Here is a 19347-nt window from a genome sequence, read left to right on the forward strand (position 1 = left end):
CCGCGCACCAACACAGAAGCCGGGCACTCAACGCCCCGGCCACCAGACCGGGAGGATTTCCATGTTCAGGACGACGACCCGCCGCCTCTTCTGCGCCGGAGCGCTGGCGATGGCTTTCGCCTCCGCCGGCGCCGCGCAGGCCGCCGACAAGGTGAAGGTCGGCATCAACAATGTGGTGTCGGACGTGGTGTTCCACCTCGGCATCGAGCGCGGCATCTTCGCCGAGGAAGGCCTCGACGTGCAGCTGATCGCCTTCGATTCCGGGCCGAAGATGGTCGCCCCGCTGGGCGCGGGCCAGATCGACGTGGGCGCGGGCGCCTCCTCCGCCGGCCTCTACAATGCCGCCGCCCGCGGCATCGACATCAAGGTGGTGGCGGACAAAGGCTCCACCCCGGTCCATTACGACTACATGCCGCTCATGGTCCGCAAGGAGCTGGTGGACTCAGGCAAGGTGAAGACCATCGCCGACCTCAAGGGCATGCGCGTCGGCTCGGTGGGACCGGGCGCGGCCACCAACGCCAAGATGGCGCATATCCTCGCCAAGGCCGGGCTGACGTACAAAGACGTGAGCCACAATTACATCGGCTATCCCCAGCAGATCGCCGCCTTCACCACCGGCGCCATCGACGCCGCCATCACCACCGAGCCTTCGGTGACCCAGGCGGTGAACAACGGCGTCGCCGTGCGCTTCGTGGTGGACGGCTATCCCAACCAGCAGGTCGCCGTGCTGCTCTATGGCGGCGACTTCATCGCCAAGCGCCGCGACGTCGCCCAGCGCTTCATGAACGCCTATGTGAAGGCGGCCCGCATCTTCAACGACGCCACCGCGGGCGGAAAGTTCGACGGCAAGGGCGCGGACGAGGTCATCAAGACCATCATGCGCACCACCGGCCTGAAGGACGCCGAACTGTTCAAGACCATGATCCCGAACGGCATCGACCCGGACGGCAAGGTCGATGTGGCGAGCATGGCGGAAGACCTCAAGTTCTTCACCGAGAACGGCTATCTGGAGCGCCCGGCCAAGGTCTCCGACGTGGTGGACACCTCGTTCGCCGAGAACACCCTGAAGGCGCTCGGTCCCTACAAGGCCGCCCAGAACTGACGCGCGCGGGCGCCCCTACCCCTCCCCCTTGGGCGACCGCCCCATCCGGCATCCGGAGGACAGATCGATGGCCGTCGTGAGCATGTTGAACGTGAAGCCGAACCCGGTGGAAGCCGCGCCACCGGTGCAGATCTCCCTGCGCGGCGTGCGCAAGTATTTCGGCTCGTCCGGCTTCGTGGCGGTGGACGGTATCGACCTCGACATCCCGCAGGGCCAGTTCTTCGTCATCGTCGGCCCCTCCGGCTGCGGCAAGACCACCCTCCTGCGGATGCTCGCGGGGCTGGAGAGCGTCAGCGAAGGCACCATGAAGCTGAACCGGACGGACCCCACCCGGCCGGAGAATTCCATGATCTTCCAGGGCGACAGCCTGTTTCCCTGGATGACCGTCTACGACAACGCGGCCTACGGCCTGAGAATGCGCAGGGTCGCCGAGAAGGACGTGGAGGAAAGCGTGAAGCTCTGGCTGGAGCGCATCGGCCTCTACCGCTTCCGCGACCGCTATCCCAACCAGCTCTCCGGCGGCATGCGCCAGCGCGTTTCCATCGTGCGCGCCTTCGCCAACGATCCGGAAATCCTGCTCATGGACGAGCCGTTCTCGGCCCTCGACGAGCAGAACAAGATGCTGCTGCATGAGGAATTGCTGCGCATCTGGGAGGCCACCAACAAGACCGTGGTCTTCATCACCCATTCGGTGGACGAGGCGGTGACTTTGGGCGACCGCATCATGATCATGACCGCCAATCCGGGGCGCGAGAAAGCCATCATCGATGTGCCCTTCGCCCGCCCCCGCAACGTGCTGGAACTGCGCCACGATCCCGCCTACGGCGATCTGGTGTTCCACATCTGGGAGCAGCTGCGCGACGAGGTGCAGCGCGCCCGCATGAATGCAGAGGGAGGCAAGTGATGGCGAAAAGAACCGGCCTCCTCGGCGAGCGCTTCATCGGGCTTCTCACGCCCCTCGCTCTGCTCGGCCTGTGGGAGGCCGCGGCGCGCATGGGGCTGGTCGATGCCCGCTTCTTCCCGCCGCCCTCCAGCATCGTCCACACCTTCGGGGCGCTCGTCGCGTCAGGCGAGTTGTGGACCAATCTCCTCGCCAGCCTGCGCCGCCTCTTCCTGGGCATGCTGCTGGGCGGCGTGCCGGCGTTGTTCCTCGGCCTCGCCATGGGCATCTCGAAGCCGCTGCGCGCGGCTATCGATCCGCTGATCTCGGCGACCTACCCGATCCCGAAGAGCGCCATCCTGCCGCTGGTGCTGCTCATCTTCGGCCTCGGCGAGATGTCCAAGGTGGTGATGGTGGCGCTGGGCGCCTTTTATCCCATCCTCATCAACACGGTGATGGGCGTCGCCAACATCGACAAGATCTATCTGGACGTGGGCCACAACTACCGCGCCAGCCGCTGGCAGGTGTTCCGCACCATCGCGCTGCCGGGGGCGCTGCCCTCCATCATGGCCGGGGTAAAGCTCGCCATGGGCATGGGCCTCATCCTCATCGCCATCTCGGAGATGGTCGCCGCCTCCGACGGCATCGGCTACATGATCTGGAACGCTTGGCAGGTGCTGACGGTTGACACCATGTATGTGGGGCTGTTGGTTATTGCGCTGCTCGGCTTCGTCTTCTCCGTCATCCTCGACGAGATCGAGCGGATGCTGATCCCCTGGAAGGCGAAAGCCTAAAGCATTTTCAAGCGAAGTGATTTGCGGTTCGCGTGAAGAAAATGCGTCTCGTTAATATCCTATCGCATCTCCGGCGAGCCCAGGTTCGCCGGAGATGCGATAGGCGGAGAAAGAGGCCGGATGTCGAACGCGCTCCGGATCGCGCACGGGGCCTTCGGGCGGGTCGCCCTTCTGGACATGGACCGCCCGCTGGTGCGCCATGCGCATCCGCACTGCCACGTCCTCCTCAAGGTCGAGGGCGCGGATACGCAATTCGCGGTCGGCGAGGGGCTCGTCCCCCTCACCGACCGTTCGTGCGTTCTGGTGAACGGCTGGGAGCCCCATGCCTATGTGCATGATCCCAACCGGCCCAAGACCATCATCCTCGCCCTCTATATCGAGCCGGACTGGCTGAAGACCTTCCGCCCCGGCTGGGTCGCCTCGGGTGGCGCCGGCTTCTTCGCGCAGCCGGGCGGGGAGGTCTCGCCGCGCATCCACCGCCTCACCCACGACCTTGCCGCCGCCATGATGGCCGAGCCCGATGCCAAGGCTGTCCACGAGGCGCTGCTGGCCGACCTGATGATCGCCGTGGTGGAGCGCTTCACCCCCTGGCGCAGCTTCTCCATCCGCGCCCTCGATGGCCAGCGCCGCATGGACTGGCGCATCCGCCGCGTGGTGGATGGCATGCGCGCCAACCTCGCCGAGGAGGTGGACACGTCGACGCTGGCGAAGGAGGCCGGCCTGTCGCGGGCGCACTTCTTCCGCCTGTTCGAGGCTTCCACCAACGTCCCGCCGCGCATCTATCTCAACGTCATGCGGGTGGAGGCGGCGGTGGCTGCCGTCACCGCCGAGGACGGCAGCTTCACGGATATCGGCGAGCGCCTCGGCTTTGCCGCGCCCTCCCACTTCACCCGCTTCTTCCGCGACCATACCGGCGTGACGCCGAGCGAATTCCGCGCCATCTCTCGCATCGCAATGTGAGGCCGGGGCATCGCGGGAAGTGCATGTCCGCGCTCGATTTAAAGGCGCAGCGCCCCGCGAATCTCTCATCGCATCGCACAACGGCAAATGAGACTCCTCGGTAAAAGCTGAGACGGCTCGGCATGGTCCGCGCCGCCCTGTCCCGGCACCTTCCCGCCAACCAAAGCCGCCGCACCTGCGGGGCAAAAAGGGGAAGCGCCGGGATGCTGGACACGCCGCACGACAAGGCGGGGGGATGGGTCGGCCGCGCCATCGAGCGCGTGGAGGATGCCGCCCTTCTCACCGGCGGCGGCCGCTATCTGGACGATCTGGGCGTGAAGCCCGGCACGCTCCACATGGCGATCCTGCGCGCACCCCACGCCCATGCCGACATCCTCTCCATCGACACCACCGCCGCCAAGGCGCTGCCCGGCGTCGCCGCCGTGCTCACCGGGGCGGACGTGGCGGGGCTCACCACCTCCCTCGTGGTGGGCGTGAAGGCGCCGGTGGAATGCTGGCCCATGGCGGTGGACCGGGTACGCTTCGTTGGCGAGCCGGTGGCGCTGGTGGTCGCCGAAGACCGCTATGTGGCCGAGGATGCCCTCGACCTCATCGAGGTCTCCTACGAGATGCGCCCGGCCGTGGTGGACCCACTCGCCGCCATGGACGCGGGCGCGCCGCTGCTGCACGACGGCTTCCCGAGCAACATCGCCTCCGACCGCAGCTTCCGCTATGGCGACCCCGATGCAGCGTTCGCCGAGGCGGCGCACCGCATCGCGATCTCGGTGCGCTACCCCCGCAATTCCTGCACGCCCATAGAGACTTACGGGCTCGTGGCCGAGTACGACCCGCACGAGGACGCCTATGATGTCCTTGCCAATTTCCAGGGCCCTTTCTCCATCCATGCGGTGATCTCGCGGGCGCTGAAGGTGCCGGGCAATCGCCTGCGCCTGCGCACGCCCCGCGACAGCGGCGGCTCGTTCGGCATCAAGCAGGGCATTTTCCCCTACATCGTGCTGGGCGCGGTGGCGGCGCGCGTATCCGGCCGGCCGGTGAAGTGGATCGAGGACCGCCTCGAACACCTCATGGCGTCCGTCTCCGCCACCAACCGCGCCACCACGCTCACCGCCGCGGTGACGGCGGACGGCCGCATCACCGCCCTCGACTACGATCAGGTGGAAGATTGCGGCGCCCATCTGCGCGCGCCCGAGCCGGCGACGCTGTACCGGATGCACGGCAACCTCACCGGTGCCTACGACATCCAGAACCTCACCGTCCGCAACCGCGTGGTGGTCACCAACAAATGCCCCACCGGCCTCAACCGGGGCTTCGGCGGCCCGCAAGTCTATCTCGCCCTCGAACGCTTGATGCAGCGCATCGCCGTGGAGCTGGGACTCGATCCGCTGGAGGTGATCCGCCGCAACCTCGTGCCGGCGGACGCCTTCCCCTATCGCACCGCCTCCGGCGCGCTGCTCGATTCCGGCGATTACCGGAAGACGCTGGAGCTGGGCCTTCAGGCCGGCGACCTCGCCGAGCTTGTGGCACGGCGGGAGACGGCGCGGGCGGAGGGGCGAATTTACGGCATCGGCTATGCCGCCGTGGTGGAGCCGTCCGTCTCCAACATGGGCTATATCGCCACCGTCCTTACCCCCGCCGAGCGTCACAAGGCTGGGCCGAAGAACGGCGCGCAGGCGACCGCCACCATCGCCATCGATCCGGTGGGTTCGGTCACGGTGCATGTCGCCTCCGTGCCCCAGGGCCAGGGCCACCGCACCGTGCTCTCGCAGGTGGTGGCGGACGTTTTGGGGCTGAAGCCCTGCGACATCCGCGTGAATGCGGAGATGGACACCGCCAAGGACGCCTGGTCCATCGCCTCCGGCAATTATGCCAGCCGCTTCGCCGCCGCCGTGGCGGGGGCCGCCAAGCTCGCGGCGGACCGCATCGCGGCGCGCCTCGCCCGCGTCGCGGCCGCGCAACTGAACGTGCCGGCGGAGGACGTGATGTTCTCAGGCGGCAAGATCGCTGCCCGCTCGAACCCCGCCAATGCGGTGCCGTTCTCCCGCGTCGCCGCGCTCTCCCACTGGTCGCCGGCGCAACTACCGGAAGGCGTCGCGCCCACCATCCGCGAGACGGTGTTCTGGACGCCGCCGGAACTCACCGCAGCGGATGAGGGCGACCACATCAATTCCTCCCTCTGCCACGGCTTCATCTTCGATTATTGCGGCATCGAGATCGACCGCGACACGGGCGCCATCCGCATCGACCGCTACGTGACCGCGCACGACTGCGGCACCATCCTGCACCCCGGAATGGTGGACGGGCAGATCCGCGGCGGCTTCGCCCATGCGCTCGGCGCCGCGCTGCTGGAAGAATACGCCTATGGCGCGGACGGCAGCTTCCTGACCGGCACCTTCGCCGACTATCTCGTGCCCACCGCCATGGAGGTGCCCGAGCCGGTCATCGTCCACACCGAGACCCCCTCCCCCTTCACGCCGCTGGGGGCGAAGGGCGTGGGCGAAGGCAATTGCATGTCCACCCCCGCCTGCCTCGCCAATGCGGTGGCGGATGCGCTGAGGATCTCCGACGTGCGCCTCCCGCTGGTCCCTTCCGCCCTCGCGGCGCTGATCCACGGTGCCGAGCCGCCGGCTCCTGCGGGCGCCCGCGCCGCGCCTGCGCCGGCTCCCTCCGGCAAAGGCGAGCGGCTCATGCGCGGCGCCGGCAAGGCCCGTATCGCCGCTCCGCCGGAAGCGGTGTGGGCCATGCTGCTGGACCCGGACACGCTGGCCGCCATCATCCCCGGCGCGCACGACGTGCGGAAAGTCTCGGATACGAAATTCACCGCCGACGTGACGCTGGGCATCGGCCCGGTGAAGGGCCGCTACAAGGCGCAGGTTGCCCTCTCCGACCTCGACCCGCCCAAGGCCGTGACGCTCTCCGGCAAGGTGGACGGCAACCTCGGCTTCGGCGGCGGCTCCGGTCGCATCACGCTCAACCCGGATGGAGCCGGCGGCACCGAGCTGTCCTACACCTACGAGGCCTTCGTGGGCGGCAAGGTGGCGAGCGTCGGCGGGCGGCTGCTGGACGGCGCGGCCAAGGTCATCATCGGCCAGTTCTTCGCGGCCCTCGCCCGCAAGGCGGGCGGGGGCGCAGCAGAGGATGGCGGCCTCGTCTGCCGGCTCCTCGCCCGGCTCTCCGCGCTCCTGTGGAGGGACGCGCGATGAAGCCCGCGGCCTTCGATTATGTCCGCGCCGAGAGCGTGGAAGAGGCGCTTGCCGTGCTGCGCGAGGAGGGCTCCGACGCCCGCATCCTCGCCGGCGGCATGTCCTTCATGGCCATGCTCAATATGCGCCTCGCCCGGCCCAAGGTGCTGGTGGACATCATGCGCGTCGCGCCCCTCGCGCGGATGGAAGAGGAGAAGGGCGCGCTGAAGATCGGCGCCGGCGTGCGGCAGGCGCGGCTCCTCGCCGCCGACGGTCTGGAGCACGCCGCCCCGCTGATCGCCAAGGCGCTGCCCTTCACCGGCCATGCCCAGACCCGCAGCCGCGGCACCGTGTGCGGCTCCATCGCCCATGCGGACCCGAGCGCAGAGCTGCCGCTCTGTCTCGTGACGCTGAAGGGCCATGTGCATCTGCGTAGCGCCAAGAGCGTCCGCACGGTGGCGGCGGACGACTTCTTCACCGGCATGATGGCGACCGCCAAGGCCGACGACGAGATGATCGAGGCCGTCTCCTTCCCCACGCCGAAGGGCGAGGGCACCGCCTTCCGCGAGATCGCGCGCCGCCATGGCGATTTCGCCATCGTCGCCTGCGCCGCGTTGGTGTCGGCCACCGGCATCCGCCTCGGCGTGGGCGGCGTCGCCGACATGCCGGTGGCGCGCGATTTCCCGCTCCTCGACGGCTCGGCGCTGGACGACGCGCTCAATGCCCTCGCGTGGGAGCTGGACGCCCGCGACGACGTGCACGCGACCGCCCGCTATCGCCGCGAGCTGGTGCGCCGCATCGGCCGCGCCACCATCGAGGAGGCCAAAAGATGCCGCGCCTGAGCGCCGCCGCGCGCCACACCGTGCGCTTCACCCTCAACGGCCGCCCGGTGGCGGGGCAGGCCGCCCCGCGCACTCTGCTTTCCGATTTCCTGCGCCACGAGATCGGCGCCACCGGCACCCATGTGGGCTGCGAGCACGGCGTCTGCGGCGCCTGCACCGTGGATGTGGACGGGATGCTCACCCGCGCCTGCATGACGCTCGCCGTGCAGGTGGAGGGATGCGCCATCCGCACCGTCGAAGGCCTCGCCCCCGCGCCGGATCGCCTCTCCGTTCTTCAGGCCGCCTTCCGCCGCCACCACGCTTTGCAATGCGGCTTCTGCACCGCCGGCATCCTCATGTCGCTCGACGTGTTCCTGAAGGCGGAGCCGGACCCGAGCGAGGAGGCCGTGCGCGATCTCCTCTCCGGCCATCTGTGCCGCTGCACCGGATACACGCCCATCGTCCGCGCCGCGCTGGAAGCGGCCGCGGAGCTTCGAGACGCCCAGGGGGAACCCGCCCATGCTTGACCTCGGCACCAGCTTCCTCGCCAGCGTGGCGCGTGATCCCGGAGCCATCGCCATCGTGGACGGCGACCTGCGCCTCACCTACCGCGATTGGTTGGCCAAGATCGGCGCGCTGGTCGCGGCCTTCGACCGGCTGGGGCTGAAGCCCGGCGACCATCTGGTGAGCGTGCTGCAGAACCGCTTCGAGGCGGCGACGCTGCACTGGGCCTGCCAGTTCGCCGGCGTCGTCATCACCCCCATCAACTGGCGCAGCAAGGCCGACGAGATCGACTTCGCACTGGAGAATGCCGAGGCGAAAGCCCTGGTGTTCGAAGAGGTCTCCGCCGAGGCCGTCCGGGGCGCGACGCGCGCCACCGGGCTGCTGACCATCGCCGTGGGCACCAGCCTGGACGGCGCCGTGCCCTTCGCCGCGCTTCTGGCCGAGGCCGCGCCGGAGCCCATGCCACGGGCGGGCGCGGACGCCTGGTCCATCATGCTCTACACCTCGGGCACCACCTCCCGCCCCAAGGGCGTGCCGCGCCGCCACCGGGCGGAGCGGGCGGCGGGCATCGCCCATGTGGCGCAGAACCTCTACCGGCGGGGAGAAGTGACCCTCGGCGTCATGCCGCTCTATCACACCATGGGGGTGCGCTCGCTCCTCGCCATGTCGGTCATCGGCGGCACCTTCGTGTGCCTGCCGCGCTACGACACGAAGAGCGCGCTGGCGCTGATCGAACGCGAGCGCGTCACCAACCTCTATCTGGTGCCGACCCTCTACCACGACCTCGTGCACGATCCAGCCTTCGCCGCCACCGACGTGTCGAGCGTGCGCAAGCTGGGCTTTGCCGGCGCCTCCATGACCGATGGTCTTCTGAAAAAGCTCGATGCGGAATTCTCGCCCGAGCTGTTCGTGAACCATTACGGCTCCTCGGAGATCTACACCTTCACCATCGACCAGAAGGCCATCCTCAAGCCCGGATCGGCCGGCCGCGCGGGCATCAACCAGATGGTACGCGTGGTGCGCCTCGGCGCCCAGTCCGCCGATGAAATCGCGGCGGAGGGGGAGGAAGGCGAGATCATCGCACTGCTGGCCGGGGATGAATCCTTCGAAGGCTACTGGCGCCGCCCCGAGGCCGACGCCAAGTCGCTGCGCAACGGCTGGTACTTCACCGGCGACACCGGCTTCGTGGACGCCGACGGCGACCTCTTCGTCACCGGCCGGGTGGACGACATGATCATCACTGGCGGCGAGAACGTCTCGCCGGTGGAAATCGAAAGCTGCCTCTCCCTGCACCCCGCCGTGTCCGAGGTGGCGGTGGTGGGCCTGCCCGACGAGAAGTGGGGCAAGGTCGTCGTCGCTTTTGTCAAGCGCGCCGCGCCGGTGGAAGCGAGCGAGCTGGACGCCTGGTGCCGCACCTCCGGCCTCGCCAATTTCAAGCGCCCGCGCCGCTTCGTGTTCGTGGCCGAAATCCCGAAATCCCCGGTGGGCAAGCTGCTGCGCCGCCAGCTCGTCGCCGGCGAATACGTAGCCGAGGCGGACGCCGCTCACTCCGCCGCCTGATCTTTTCCCGCAAATCCCGGATCATCCAGAAGGAAGTCCAAGATGGCCGTTGCCTACACCTTCGCCGACCCCCGCCTCGCCAAGCTGGACGGGTTCGGCGTCGAGATCGATGAAGCCCGCGAGCGCGCCGACATCGTCCTGAACCGCCCGCCCTTCAACATCGTCTCCATGCCGCAGCGCGACCAGTTGCGCCTCGTGTTCGAGACGCTGGACGAAGACGAGCGCGTGCGAGTCATCGTGGTGCGCGCGGTGGGCGAGCACTTCTCCTCGGGCGGCAACATCAAGGGCTTCATGGAGGCCTCCCCGGAGACCGTCTCCAAGCTCGCCTGGAACATCGCGGCTCCCTTCCGCGCCTCGAAGCCGGTCATCGCCGCCAACCGCGGCTTCTGCTTCGGCGTCGGCTTCGAACTGTCGCTCGCCTGCGATTTCCGCATCGTTACCGACACCACCCAATACGCTTTGCCCGAGCAGAAGCTCGGCCAGATCCCCGGCTCCGGCGGCTCGGCGCGCCTGCAGATGATGGTGGGCATCACCCGCACCAAGGACATCGTGATGCGCTCCAAGCGCATCAGCGCGCAGCAGGCCCTCGACTGGGGCATCGCCACCGAGAAGGTGGCCGACGCGGACCTCGAGAAGGCCACCGACGCCCTCGTGGACGAGCTGCGCGCCTTCTCGCCCATGGCACAGCGCACGGCGAAGAAGCTGCTCAACGACACCGAGGATTCCCCGCTCTCCATCGCCATCGAGCTGGAAGGCCACTGCTACAGCCGCCTGCGGCAGTCGCATGACTTCAAGGAGGGCGTCGAGGCCTTCCACGAGAAGCGCAAGCCCGCGTTCAAGGGCTTCTGACAACACAACAAGCCCCTCAGGGGCCGGGAGGAAACGCCGATGTCTGTTCAGGATACATCCCTCGCCCCCGCCGCCATCGCGGTGGGGAGCCGCCAGCGCAACAGCGCGATCATCGCATCCGTGCTCGGCTGGTCGCTCGATCTGTTCGACCTGTTCATCCTGCTCTATGTGGCGCCGGTGGTGGGGCAGCTGTTCTTCCCCTCCACCCATCCCACCTGGTCGCTGGCGGCGGTCTATGCCTCTTTCGCGGTGACCTTGCTGATGCGGCCCATCGGCTCGGCGCTGTTCGGCCACTATGCCGACGTGCACGGCCGCAAGGGCGCCATGCTGGTGGCCATCACCGGCGTCGGCCTCTCCACCGCCGCCTTCGGCCTGCTGCCGACTATCCACCAGGTGGGCGCCATCGCCCCCGTCATCTTCCTGCTGCTGCGCCTCGTGCAGGGCGTGTTCGTGGGCGGCGTGGTGGCCTCCACCCACACCATCGGCACGGAATCGGTGCCGGCCAACTGGCGCGGCCTCATGTCCGGCCTCGTCGGTGGCGGCGGCGCGGGCATCGGTGCGCTGCTCGCCTCCATCGTCTTCCTCGTCACCTCCACCCTGTTCCCGGGCGAGGCCTTCGCGGAGACCGGCTGGCGGGTGATGTTCTTCTCCGGCCTGCTCTCCTCCTTCCTCGGCTGGTTCATCTTCCGGAACCTTGAGGAATCGCCCTACTGGAAGGAGATGCAGAAGCAGAAGGCGGCGAAGAAGGCCGCGGGCACCGCAAGCCAGGCGCCGCTCAAGGCCCTGTTTGCGGGCGGCTATCGCAACGTGCTCTTGGTGAACCTGCTCATCACCATCGGCGGCGGCGCGGGCTATTACCTCACCTCCGGCTACATGCCGACCTTCCTGAAGCTCATCAACCAGCTGCCGAACCAGACCTCGTCCTACATCCTGATGGCCTGCTCGGTGTCCGCCCTCATCTCGGCGGTGCTGGTGGGCGCGCTCAGCGACATCATCGGCCGCAAGAAGACCTTCATGCTGGTGGGCGTCGCCGCCATCATCCTGCTGCCGACCTTCTATCTCGGCATGGCGAAGGCGACGGACCTCTCCACCATCGTGCTCTATGCCCTCGGCATCGCCTTCATGGGCAATGCGGGCTACGCGCCGGTGCTGATCTTCCTCAACGAGCGCTTCCCCACCGCCATGCGCGCCTCGGGAACGGGCCTGTCCTGGAACATCGGCTTCGCCATCGGCGGCATGATGCCCACCTTCGTCTCGCTGGCCAGCGCGACGCCGTCGGACCTGCCCATGTCGCTCTCCATCTTCGCCGTCGCGGTGTTCGCGCTTTACCTTGTGGGTACGCTCATCATCCCGGAAACCAAGGGCAATTTCCGCTAGGCTGAGCCTCCCTCAAACCAGAGAGTCGCGCCACCCGCGCGGCTCTCGCCCGCCCGGTCGTGCCGGGCAAGACCAGACACGGGCAGGACCATGGCGAATACGAAGACCTTGCGCTCCGGCGGCGAAATCCTGGTGGAGGCGCTGAAGATCCACGGTGTCGAACGCGTGTTCTGCGTGCCCGGCGAGAGCTTCCTCGCGGCCATCGACGCCCTCGCTGGAGCGGACCGCGCGATCCAGACCATCGTCACCCGCCACGAGGCCGGCGCCGCCAACATGGCGGAGGCCTACGGCAAGCTGACCGCGAAGCCCGGCATCTGCTTCGTCACCCGCGGACCGGGCGCGAGCCATGCGGCCATCGGCGTCCACACCGCCGCGCAGGATTCCACCCCGATGATCCTGTTCATCGGGCAGGTGGGCTCGCACATGCGCCAGCGCGAGGCGTGGCAGGAGGTGGACTATCCCGCCATGTTCGGCGGCATGGCCAAGTGGGTGGTGGAGATCGACCGCCCCGAGCGCATCCCCGAACTCGTCTCCCGCGCCTTCCATGTCGCGACTTCCGGCCGCCCCGGTCCGGTGGTGGTGGCGCTGCCCGAGGACGTGCTTTCCGACACCTGCGAGACGGCGGATGCGGAAGCCTATCGCCGCGTTGCCGCCCATCCCGGCACCGAGGACATGGCGCGCCTCGCCGCCATGATCGGCGAGAGCGCGCGGCCCCTCGTTCTGGTGGGCGGCGGCGGCTGGACGAAGGCCGCCTGCCGCGACTTCGCGCATTTCGTGGAAGCGTTCGATTTGCCGGTGGCGGCGGGCTTCCGCCGCCAGGACATCCTCGACAACACCCACCCCAACTATATCGGCCATGCGGGCCTTGGCCCGAGCAAGGCCCTCGTCGCCCGCATCCGCGACGCCGACCTCATCATCGCCGTGGGCGGCCGCCTCGGCGAGACGACCACCAACGGCTACACCCTGTTCGACGTGCCGCGCCCGGCGCAGCGCTTCGTGCACGTTCATGCCGACCCGAACGAGCTGGGCCGAGTCTATCAGGCGGACCTGCCCATCAATGCGGGCATGCCGGAATTCTCCGCCGCCGCTGCCGCGCTGAAGCCCAAGGGGCCGGCCGGCTGGCGCTCGCGGATGCCGTGGAGCGACGAGGTGCGGGCCGCGCGCGCCGCCTACGAGGCCGACCAGACGCCCGGTGCCATGCCCGGCCGGCTCGATCTCGGCGCGGTGATGATGCATCTGCGCGACGTGCTGCCGAAGGACGCCATCCTCGCCAACGGCGCCGGCAACTACGCCATTTGGGTGCACAAGTTCCACCGCTATGGCGGCTTCCGCACCCAGCTCGCTCCCACCTCCGGCGCCATGGGCTACGGCCTGCCGGCGGCGATCTCTGCCAAGCTCCACCACCCCGACCGCGAGGTGATCTGCTTCGCCGGCGACGGCTGCTTCCTCATGAGCGGGCAGGAGCTCGCCACCGCCTGCCAGTACAAAGCGGGCGTGGTGGTGCTGGTGGTCAACAACAACATGTACGGCTCCATCCGCGCCCATCAGGAGCGCGAATATCCCGGCCGTGTCTACGCGACGACGCTGGAGAACCCGGATTTTCCGGCGCTGGCCCGCGCCTATGGCGCGTTCGGCGAGAAGGTGGAGGAGACGGCGGCCTTCGCCGACGCCTTCGCCCGCGCCCGCGCCTTCGCCGCCGAGCACGGGAAGCCCGCGCTGCTCGAACTCGTCATCGACCCTGAGGCCATCACCCCCTCGACCACGCTGACCGCGCTGCGCGCGGCGGCGCTGAAGGCGGGTCACGGCTGAGACCGCACGGCTGACCAATAAGGGCCGTCGCGGACGGCCGGGAGGATCCATGAACGCCATCGCCCCGCTCGCGGCCCAGAACCTCATCGACGGCATCTGGCAAGGCGCGCTCTCCGGTGAGACCGCGCCGAGCCTCGATCCCGCCACCGGCGCGGTGCTCGGCCATTTCCCGGCGAGCGGGGCGGCGGACGCCGAGGCGGCCATCGCCGCCGCACGGCGGGCCTTCGAGCTGCCGGAATGGGCGCAGGCCCCGCGTCTGCGGCAGATGGTGATGCTGCGCTGGGCCGATGCCATGGAAAGACGAGCGGAGGCCCTCGCCCGCCTGCTCACTGCCGAGAACGGCAAGCCGCTGGCCCAGTCGCGCGGGGAGATCGCCGGCTCCGTCTCGGAGATCCGCTATTATGCGGGCATCACGCGCTACATCCCCGGCCATGTGTTCGAGGTGGAGCCGGGCTCCTATTCGACCCTGCTGAAGGAGCCGGCGGGCGTCGCCGGCCTCGTCATCCCGTGGAACGCGCCGGCTGTCCTGCTCATCCGCGCGCTGACGCCTGCGCTCGCCGCCGGCTGCACGGCGGTGGTGAAGCCCGCCACCCAGACCGCCCTCGTCACCGCCGAGATCCTGCGCACGCTGGCGCAGGTGGAGGGCCTGCCGCGCGGCGTCGTCAACCTCGTGACCGAGACGGGGCACGATGTGGCGCGCACATTGGTGGCCTCGCGGGACGTGGATGTCATCTCCTTCACCGGCTCCAACGCCACCGGCGCCCGCATCATGGCCGACGCCGCCCCCACCATGAAGAAGCTGTCGCTGGAGCTGGGCGGCAAATCCTGCTGCCTCGTGTTCGAGGATGCGGACGTGGAGGCCGTGGCGCCGAAGCTCGCGGCGGCGGCCACCATCATCGCCGGCCAGCAATGCACGGCGGCGCGGCGCATCCTCGTCCACGAGAGCCGCTATGAGGCCATGAAGGCAGCGCTCAAGGGTGCCCTCGCCAGCCTGAAGATCGCCCCCGGCGCGGCCGAGGGCAGCCAGATGGGCCCGCTCATCGACGAAGCCTCCCGCGGGCAGGTGGAGCGCAAGACGGAAGAAGCCATGGCGCTCGCCGACGAGGTGGTGCTCGCCGGCAGCCGCCCCGGCGGCGCGCTGGAAAAGGGCAGCTTCCTCTCCCCCACCCTCCTCGCCCATGCCGACACGGGCGCTTTCTTCGTGCAGGAGGAGATTTTCGGCCCGCTGGTGGTGATCGAGCGCTTCGCCGACGAAAGGGACGCAGTGACGCGCGCCAATCACACGGACTATGGCCTTTCCGCCAGCGTATGGACCCGCGACGGCGCGCGGGCCATGCGGGTGGCCCGGGCGCTGCGCAACGGCACGGTGTGGATCAACGACCACAACAAGCTGTTCGCGGAAGCCGAGACGGGCGGCTATCGCCGTAGCGGCCTCGGCCGGCTGCACGGCTATGATGCGCTGATCGACTTCATGGAGATCAAGCACATCTACCAGGAGGCCGGGGTGGTCTGATGCCCGCCCGCGCCCCCATTCCCGACATGCTTTTCTTCGACACGGTGATAGTCGGCGGCGGCTCCGCCGGCTGCGTCATGGCGAACCGGCTCTCGGCCGACCCCGCCCACGGCGTCCTCCTGATCGAGGCGGGGGAGGACACCCCGCCCGGCGCCGTGCCCGACGCCATCGCCGACAGCTATCCCATGGGCCTGTTCCACGGCGACCGCTTCGTCTGGCCCGGCCTCTCCGCCTTCACCGCCCGCCGGCCAGACGGCGCGCGGGGATCGCGCGCCTATGAGCAGGGGCGCGTCATGGGCGGCGGCTCCAGCATCAACGTGCAATCCGCCAATCGCGGCCTGCCGCGCGACTATGACGAATGGGCCACCCTAGGCGCCGCCGGCTGGGGCTGGGACGACGTGCTGCCCTTCTTCATCAAGCTCGAGCGCGATCTGGATTGCGGCGGCCCGCTGCACGGCAAAGACGGCCCCATTCCCATCCGCCGTATCCTGCCGCCCGGCTGGCCGCCCTTCGCCGAGGCGGCCACGAACGCGTTTGCGGCGAGCGGCCTGCCGCGCCGGCTGGACCAGAACGGCGAGTTCGAGGACGGCGTGTTTCCGCCCGCCTTCAACAATGAGCACGACCGCCGCGTCTCCGCCGCCGTCGGCTATCTCGATGCCGCCACCCGCGCCCGGCCCAACCTTGTGATCTGGCCGCGCACGCGTCTCCTGCGCCTCAGGATGGACGGCGCCCGCGCCGCGGGCGTCGAGGTGGAGCGGGACGGCGCCGTCACCGAAGTCGCCGCCGGGCGCGTGGTGGTGACGGCGGGGGCGTTGCAGACGCCGGCCATCCTCATGCGCGCCGGCATCGGCGACGGGGTGGCGCTCGCCGCTCTCGGCCTGCCCGTGGCCATCCACCGGCCCGCCGTGGGGCGGAACCTGCGCGACCATCCCACCCTCACCTTCTGCCAGTATCTGCCGGAGCGGCTACGCCTGCCCATGACCTATCGCCGGGCCAGCTTCGCCGCCCTGCGGTTCTCCTCCGGCGTGGAGGGGGGCGAGGCCTCCGACCTCTACGCCACCGCCTCGGCGCGGGCGGGCTGGCACGGGCTCGGCCGTCGGCTGGGGCTCTATTTCCTGTGGTGCAACCGCCCGAAGTCCAGCGGCTCCGTGCGCCTCGTCTCGGGCGATCCGCGCGCCTATCCGCAGGCCGACCTCAACCTGCTGGACGACCCCAGCGACCTCGCGCGGATGAAGGCGGGCGTGCGCACCCTCTTCTCCCTCCTCGTCTGCGAGGCGCTGAGCCTGGATGCGGGGGATGTCTTCCCCGCCGCCTTCTCGCCCTTCGTGAAACGCCTGAGCCGCGTGTCCCGCACCAACGCGCTCCTCGCCGAGGCGCTGGGCGCACTGCTCGACGTGCCGGCGGCGCTGCGCCATATGGCGCTGAAGCGCTTCATGTCCGGCGGTGTCTCGCTGACGGAGATCGTCGTGGACGAGGCGCGGCTGGAGGCGTTCGTGCGCGGCAGCGTGTTCGGCGTCTGGCACGCCAGCGGCACCTGCCGCCTCGGCGCGCCGGACGACCCGCAGGCGGTGCTCGACCCCACCGGCAAGGTGATCGGCAGCGAGAACCTCTATGTGGCGGATGCCTCCGCCATGCCGCGCCTGCCCACCGCCAACACCAACATTCCCGTGCTGATGATCGCCGAGAAGATCGCCGCCGGCCTCGCCCGCGCCTGATGCGGCGCGGGTGGCGGCAGAGCCTCAGGCCTTGGACTTGAGATAGGCGACCATGCCGATCACGTCCTCGGCCACCAGCCGGCCGATGGGGCCGCTGGAATAGACGGCGTTCACCACCCGCCCCTCCGGGTCCAGCAGGAAGCCGGTGGTCTGCAAGTAATGCGGCTCCGCATTGGTGTAGGCGCCGAGCGCTGCGGCGACGGGCCCGGCCTAGGGTACGGACGGCGCCGCGCCGGCGACCTCGGCGATGAGGGCGCGTAGCCAACGCTGGCCGGCATGGCCGTGGGTGCGTTCGTGCCAAATGAGGTCCACATCGAACCCTTCGGCGAGCCATGGCAATTCGATCATCACCAGCCGCGCGGGCGAATCGCGCAGCAGGCGGCGGGGCACCAGCGCCACAAGGTCGCTCGCGGCGACGATCTCCGGAATGAACAGGAACGAGGCGGCCGACATCACGACGTTGCGCCGGTGGCCCAAAGCGGCGAGGCCCTCATCCACGGGGGTGCGGAACTGGCCGCCGCTGGGCGACACGATCACATGCTCCAGCTCGGCATAGGCTTCGATGGACAGGCCCCGCCGCAGGCGCGGATGGCCGCGCCGGCCGATCAGCACATAAGTCTCCGCGAACAGGTGCTGCGCGCGCAGACGCGCCTGCGTCGGCCGGGGCGTGGTGAGCACGAGGTCGGTCTCGCCGGAAGCGAGCTGCTGCTCGATCAGATCGGGCACCAGATGACGGACGGCCACCCGCACCCCCGGCGCCCGCGCCCGCAGCGCCACCACCAGCGGCATGACCACCGCGGCCTGGATATAGTCCGAGCAGGCGATGGTGACGGTCAGGTCCGCCGTCGCCGGATCGAAGTCGCGCGCCTCCAGCGTGGCGCGCAGCTGGTCCAGCGCGGCGCGGAGCGGGCCGGCGAGTTCCACCGCCTTGACGGTGGGCGTCATGCCCCGCCGGGCCGGCACCAAAAGCGGATCATCGAACAGGTCGCGCAAGCGGGCGAGCTGCGCGCTCACCGCCGGCTGGCTGAGATGCAGCCGCGCCGCCGCCCGCGTCACGTTCCGCTCGGCGAGCAGCGCCTCCAGCGTGACCAGAAGATTGAGGTCGAGGCAGCTGGTATCCATTTTGGTTATGCCAATTCAGAAGAGATGCGATTTCATAGATAGCACGACGCGACCTAGCTTCGAAGCGTCGCCCCCGCGCGGCTCCGGCCGGCTCCGGCCGCAGCGGGGGCCAGGGAGTTTTCAATCATGTCCAAGACAGTTCTCGTGGTCTTCGCTCACCCGGAGCGCGCCTCCGTCACCCGCCAGTTGGTGGACGTGACGGTGGAGACGCTCGCCGCCGAGGGACACCGCATTCTCACGTCCGATCTCTACGGCATGCGCTGGAAGGCGGTGTTCGATGCCGACGACTTCCCGAGCCGCGCCAACCCGGAACGGCTCTCCTTCGTCGCCGAATCGGGCCACGCTTATGCCACAGGCCGGCAGACGCCCGACGTGGTGGCGGAGCAGGACAAGCTCCTCGCCGCCGATGCCGTGATCCTGCAGTTTCCGCTCTGGTGGTATGGCGTCCCCGCCATCCTCAAGGGCTGGATCGAGCGCGTCTATGCCTTCGGCTTCGCCTATGGCTACAGCAACGGCACCAACGAGCACCGCTACGGCGAGGGCATCCTGAAGGGCAAGCGAGCGCTGGTGAACGTGCTGACGGGCGGCCCCGCCGCCGACTACGGCCCGCGCGGCATCAACGGCCCCATCGACCAGCTGCTGTTTCCCCTCACCCACGGCGCCCTGTTCTATCCGGGCATGGAGGTGTTGCCCGTCCACGCCGTCTACGGCGCAGGACGTTTCACCAGCGCCGAGCAGGTGGAGGCGGCGAAGGCCAGTTGGCGGCAGCGGCTCGGCGGGCTGTTCACGGACACGCCCATCCCCTTCCGCGCCCAGAATGGCGGCTTCCCCGACCGGCACACCATGGCCGAGCATGTGGCTCCGGGCCGGACGGGGATCGTCGCCCATGTGGCGGATGCTGACGCCGGCTGCTGAGGGGCGGGGGCCGGCTTTTACCCGGCCCGTCCTGTCGTTCACACCCGTACACGGCGCAGAAGAATCGAACGGGACAAGCGTTGTCGGCCCGGCCTATAGTCGATGAAGACGCGACGAACGGACCGAGCCGGCCTGCATTGCCAAATGTTCCCGGTTTTTCTTTGCCGAATCTTCCCGAATTTCCCGGCAGCGTTCCCTAGAAGACACACCTTGAAATCCTAAGAGGATTCTCAGCAGCGCGTGCGAT

The 19347-nt window shown here is 69.0% G+C and carries 16 protein-coding genes; 14 read left to right on the forward strand and 2 right to left on the reverse strand.

From position 1 onward, the window contains the following. The first annotated feature begins 61 nt into the window (after positions 1 to 61). The 13 genes from FHT36_RS07620 (at position 62) to FHT36_RS07680 (ending at position 17063) form a co-directional block, all read left to right on the forward strand. Positions 62 to 1102 carry an ABC transporter substrate-binding protein gene (locus FHT36_RS07620; protein WP_169121890.1) on the forward strand — a complete coding sequence of 347 codons (1041 nt, stop codon included), beginning with the start codon at positions 62 to 64 and terminating at the stop codon, positions 1100 to 1102. A 67-nt stretch (positions 1103 to 1169) separates the two neighbouring features. Beyond that, complete coding sequence (locus FHT36_RS07625) at positions 1170 to 2006, forward strand: ABC transporter ATP-binding protein (RefSeq protein WP_169121891.1); 837 nt, start codon at positions 1170 to 1172, stop codon at positions 2004 to 2006. Further along, a complete protein-coding gene (locus tag FHT36_RS07630; RefSeq protein ID WP_169121892.1) occupies positions 2006 to 2776 on the forward strand; it encodes an ABC transporter permease in 771 nt (256 codons plus the stop codon). Before FHT36_RS07625 ends, FHT36_RS07630 begins: the two co-directional genes overlap by 1 nt. A gap of 120 nt (positions 2777 to 2896) precedes the next feature. Beyond that, positions 2897 to 3736, forward strand: a complete 840-nt coding sequence (locus FHT36_RS07635; RefSeq protein ID WP_169121893.1) for an AraC family transcriptional regulator — start codon at positions 2897 to 2899, stop codon at positions 3734 to 3736. Between the two features lie 203 nt (positions 3737 to 3939). Then, entirely contained in the window at positions 3940 to 6936 is a 2997-nt protein-coding gene (locus FHT36_RS07640; RefSeq protein ID WP_169121894.1) for a molybdopterin cofactor-binding domain-containing protein, read from the forward strand. Beyond that, positions 6933 to 7757 (forward strand): xanthine dehydrogenase family protein subunit M, encoded by an 825-nt coding sequence (locus tag FHT36_RS07645; protein ID WP_169121895.1) that lies wholly within the window; start codon positions 6933 to 6935, stop codon positions 7755 to 7757. The genes FHT36_RS07640 and FHT36_RS07645 overlap by 4 nt, the downstream gene beginning before the upstream one ends. Next, positions 7745 to 8263, forward strand: a complete 519-nt coding sequence (locus tag FHT36_RS07650) for a (2Fe-2S)-binding protein (RefSeq protein ID WP_169121896.1) — start codon at positions 7745 to 7747, stop codon at positions 8261 to 8263. The genes FHT36_RS07645 and FHT36_RS07650 overlap by 13 nt, the downstream gene beginning before the upstream one ends. Then, a complete protein-coding gene (locus FHT36_RS07655) occupies positions 8256 to 9800 on the forward strand; it encodes an AMP-binding protein (RefSeq protein WP_169121897.1) in 1545 nt (514 codons plus the stop codon). Before FHT36_RS07650 ends, FHT36_RS07655 begins: the two co-directional genes overlap by 8 nt. A 42-nt stretch (positions 9801 to 9842) precedes the next feature. After that, a complete protein-coding gene (locus tag FHT36_RS07660; protein WP_169121898.1) occupies positions 9843 to 10649 on the forward strand; it encodes an enoyl-CoA hydratase/isomerase family protein in 807 nt (268 codons plus the stop codon). 39 nt (positions 10650 to 10688) lie between these two features. Further along, positions 10689 to 12026, forward strand: a complete 1338-nt coding sequence (locus FHT36_RS07665; protein ID WP_169121899.1) for an MFS transporter — start codon at positions 10689 to 10691, stop codon at positions 12024 to 12026. Between the two features lie 90 nt (positions 12027 to 12116). Beyond that, complete coding sequence (locus FHT36_RS07670; protein ID WP_169121900.1) at positions 12117 to 13835, forward strand: thiamine pyrophosphate-binding protein; 1719 nt, start codon at positions 12117 to 12119, stop codon at positions 13833 to 13835. A 49-nt stretch (positions 13836 to 13884) separates the two neighbouring features. Next, positions 13885 to 15348 carry an aldehyde dehydrogenase family protein gene (locus FHT36_RS07675; RefSeq protein WP_169121901.1) on the forward strand — a complete coding sequence of 488 codons (1464 nt, stop codon included), beginning with the start codon at positions 13885 to 13887 and terminating at the stop codon, positions 15346 to 15348. Continuing rightward, positions 15348 to 17063 (forward strand): GMC family oxidoreductase, encoded by a 1716-nt coding sequence (locus FHT36_RS07680; protein WP_210257616.1) that lies wholly within the window; start codon positions 15348 to 15350, stop codon positions 17061 to 17063. Before FHT36_RS07675 ends, FHT36_RS07680 begins: the two co-directional genes overlap by 1 nt. Before the next feature lie 24 nt (positions 17064 to 17087). Here the strand turns inward: FHT36_RS07680 and FHT36_RS24670 are convergent, their stop codons facing one another. Further along, positions 17088 to 17219 (reverse strand): hypothetical protein, encoded by a 132-nt coding sequence (locus tag FHT36_RS24670; protein WP_281408755.1) that lies wholly within the window; start codon positions 17217 to 17219, stop codon positions 17088 to 17090. Positions 17220 to 17273: 54 nt separating this feature from the next. After that, positions 17274 to 18185, reverse strand: a complete 912-nt coding sequence (locus FHT36_RS07690; RefSeq protein WP_169121902.1) for a LysR family transcriptional regulator — start codon at positions 18183 to 18185, stop codon at positions 17274 to 17276. 126 nt (positions 18186 to 18311) lie between these two features. Between FHT36_RS07690 and FHT36_RS07695 the strand changes: the two genes are divergently transcribed. Beyond that, a complete protein-coding gene (locus FHT36_RS07695) occupies positions 18312 to 19100 on the forward strand; it encodes an NAD(P)H-dependent oxidoreductase (RefSeq protein WP_169121903.1) in 789 nt (262 codons plus the stop codon). The last annotated feature ends 247 nt before the right edge of the window (positions 19101 to 19347 follow it).

The sequence above is a fragment of the Xanthobacter sp. SG618 genome (assembly GCF_012932745.1).
GTDB classification, from domain to species: domain Bacteria; phylum Pseudomonadota; class Alphaproteobacteria; order Rhizobiales; family Xanthobacteraceae; genus Xanthobacter; species Xanthobacter flavus.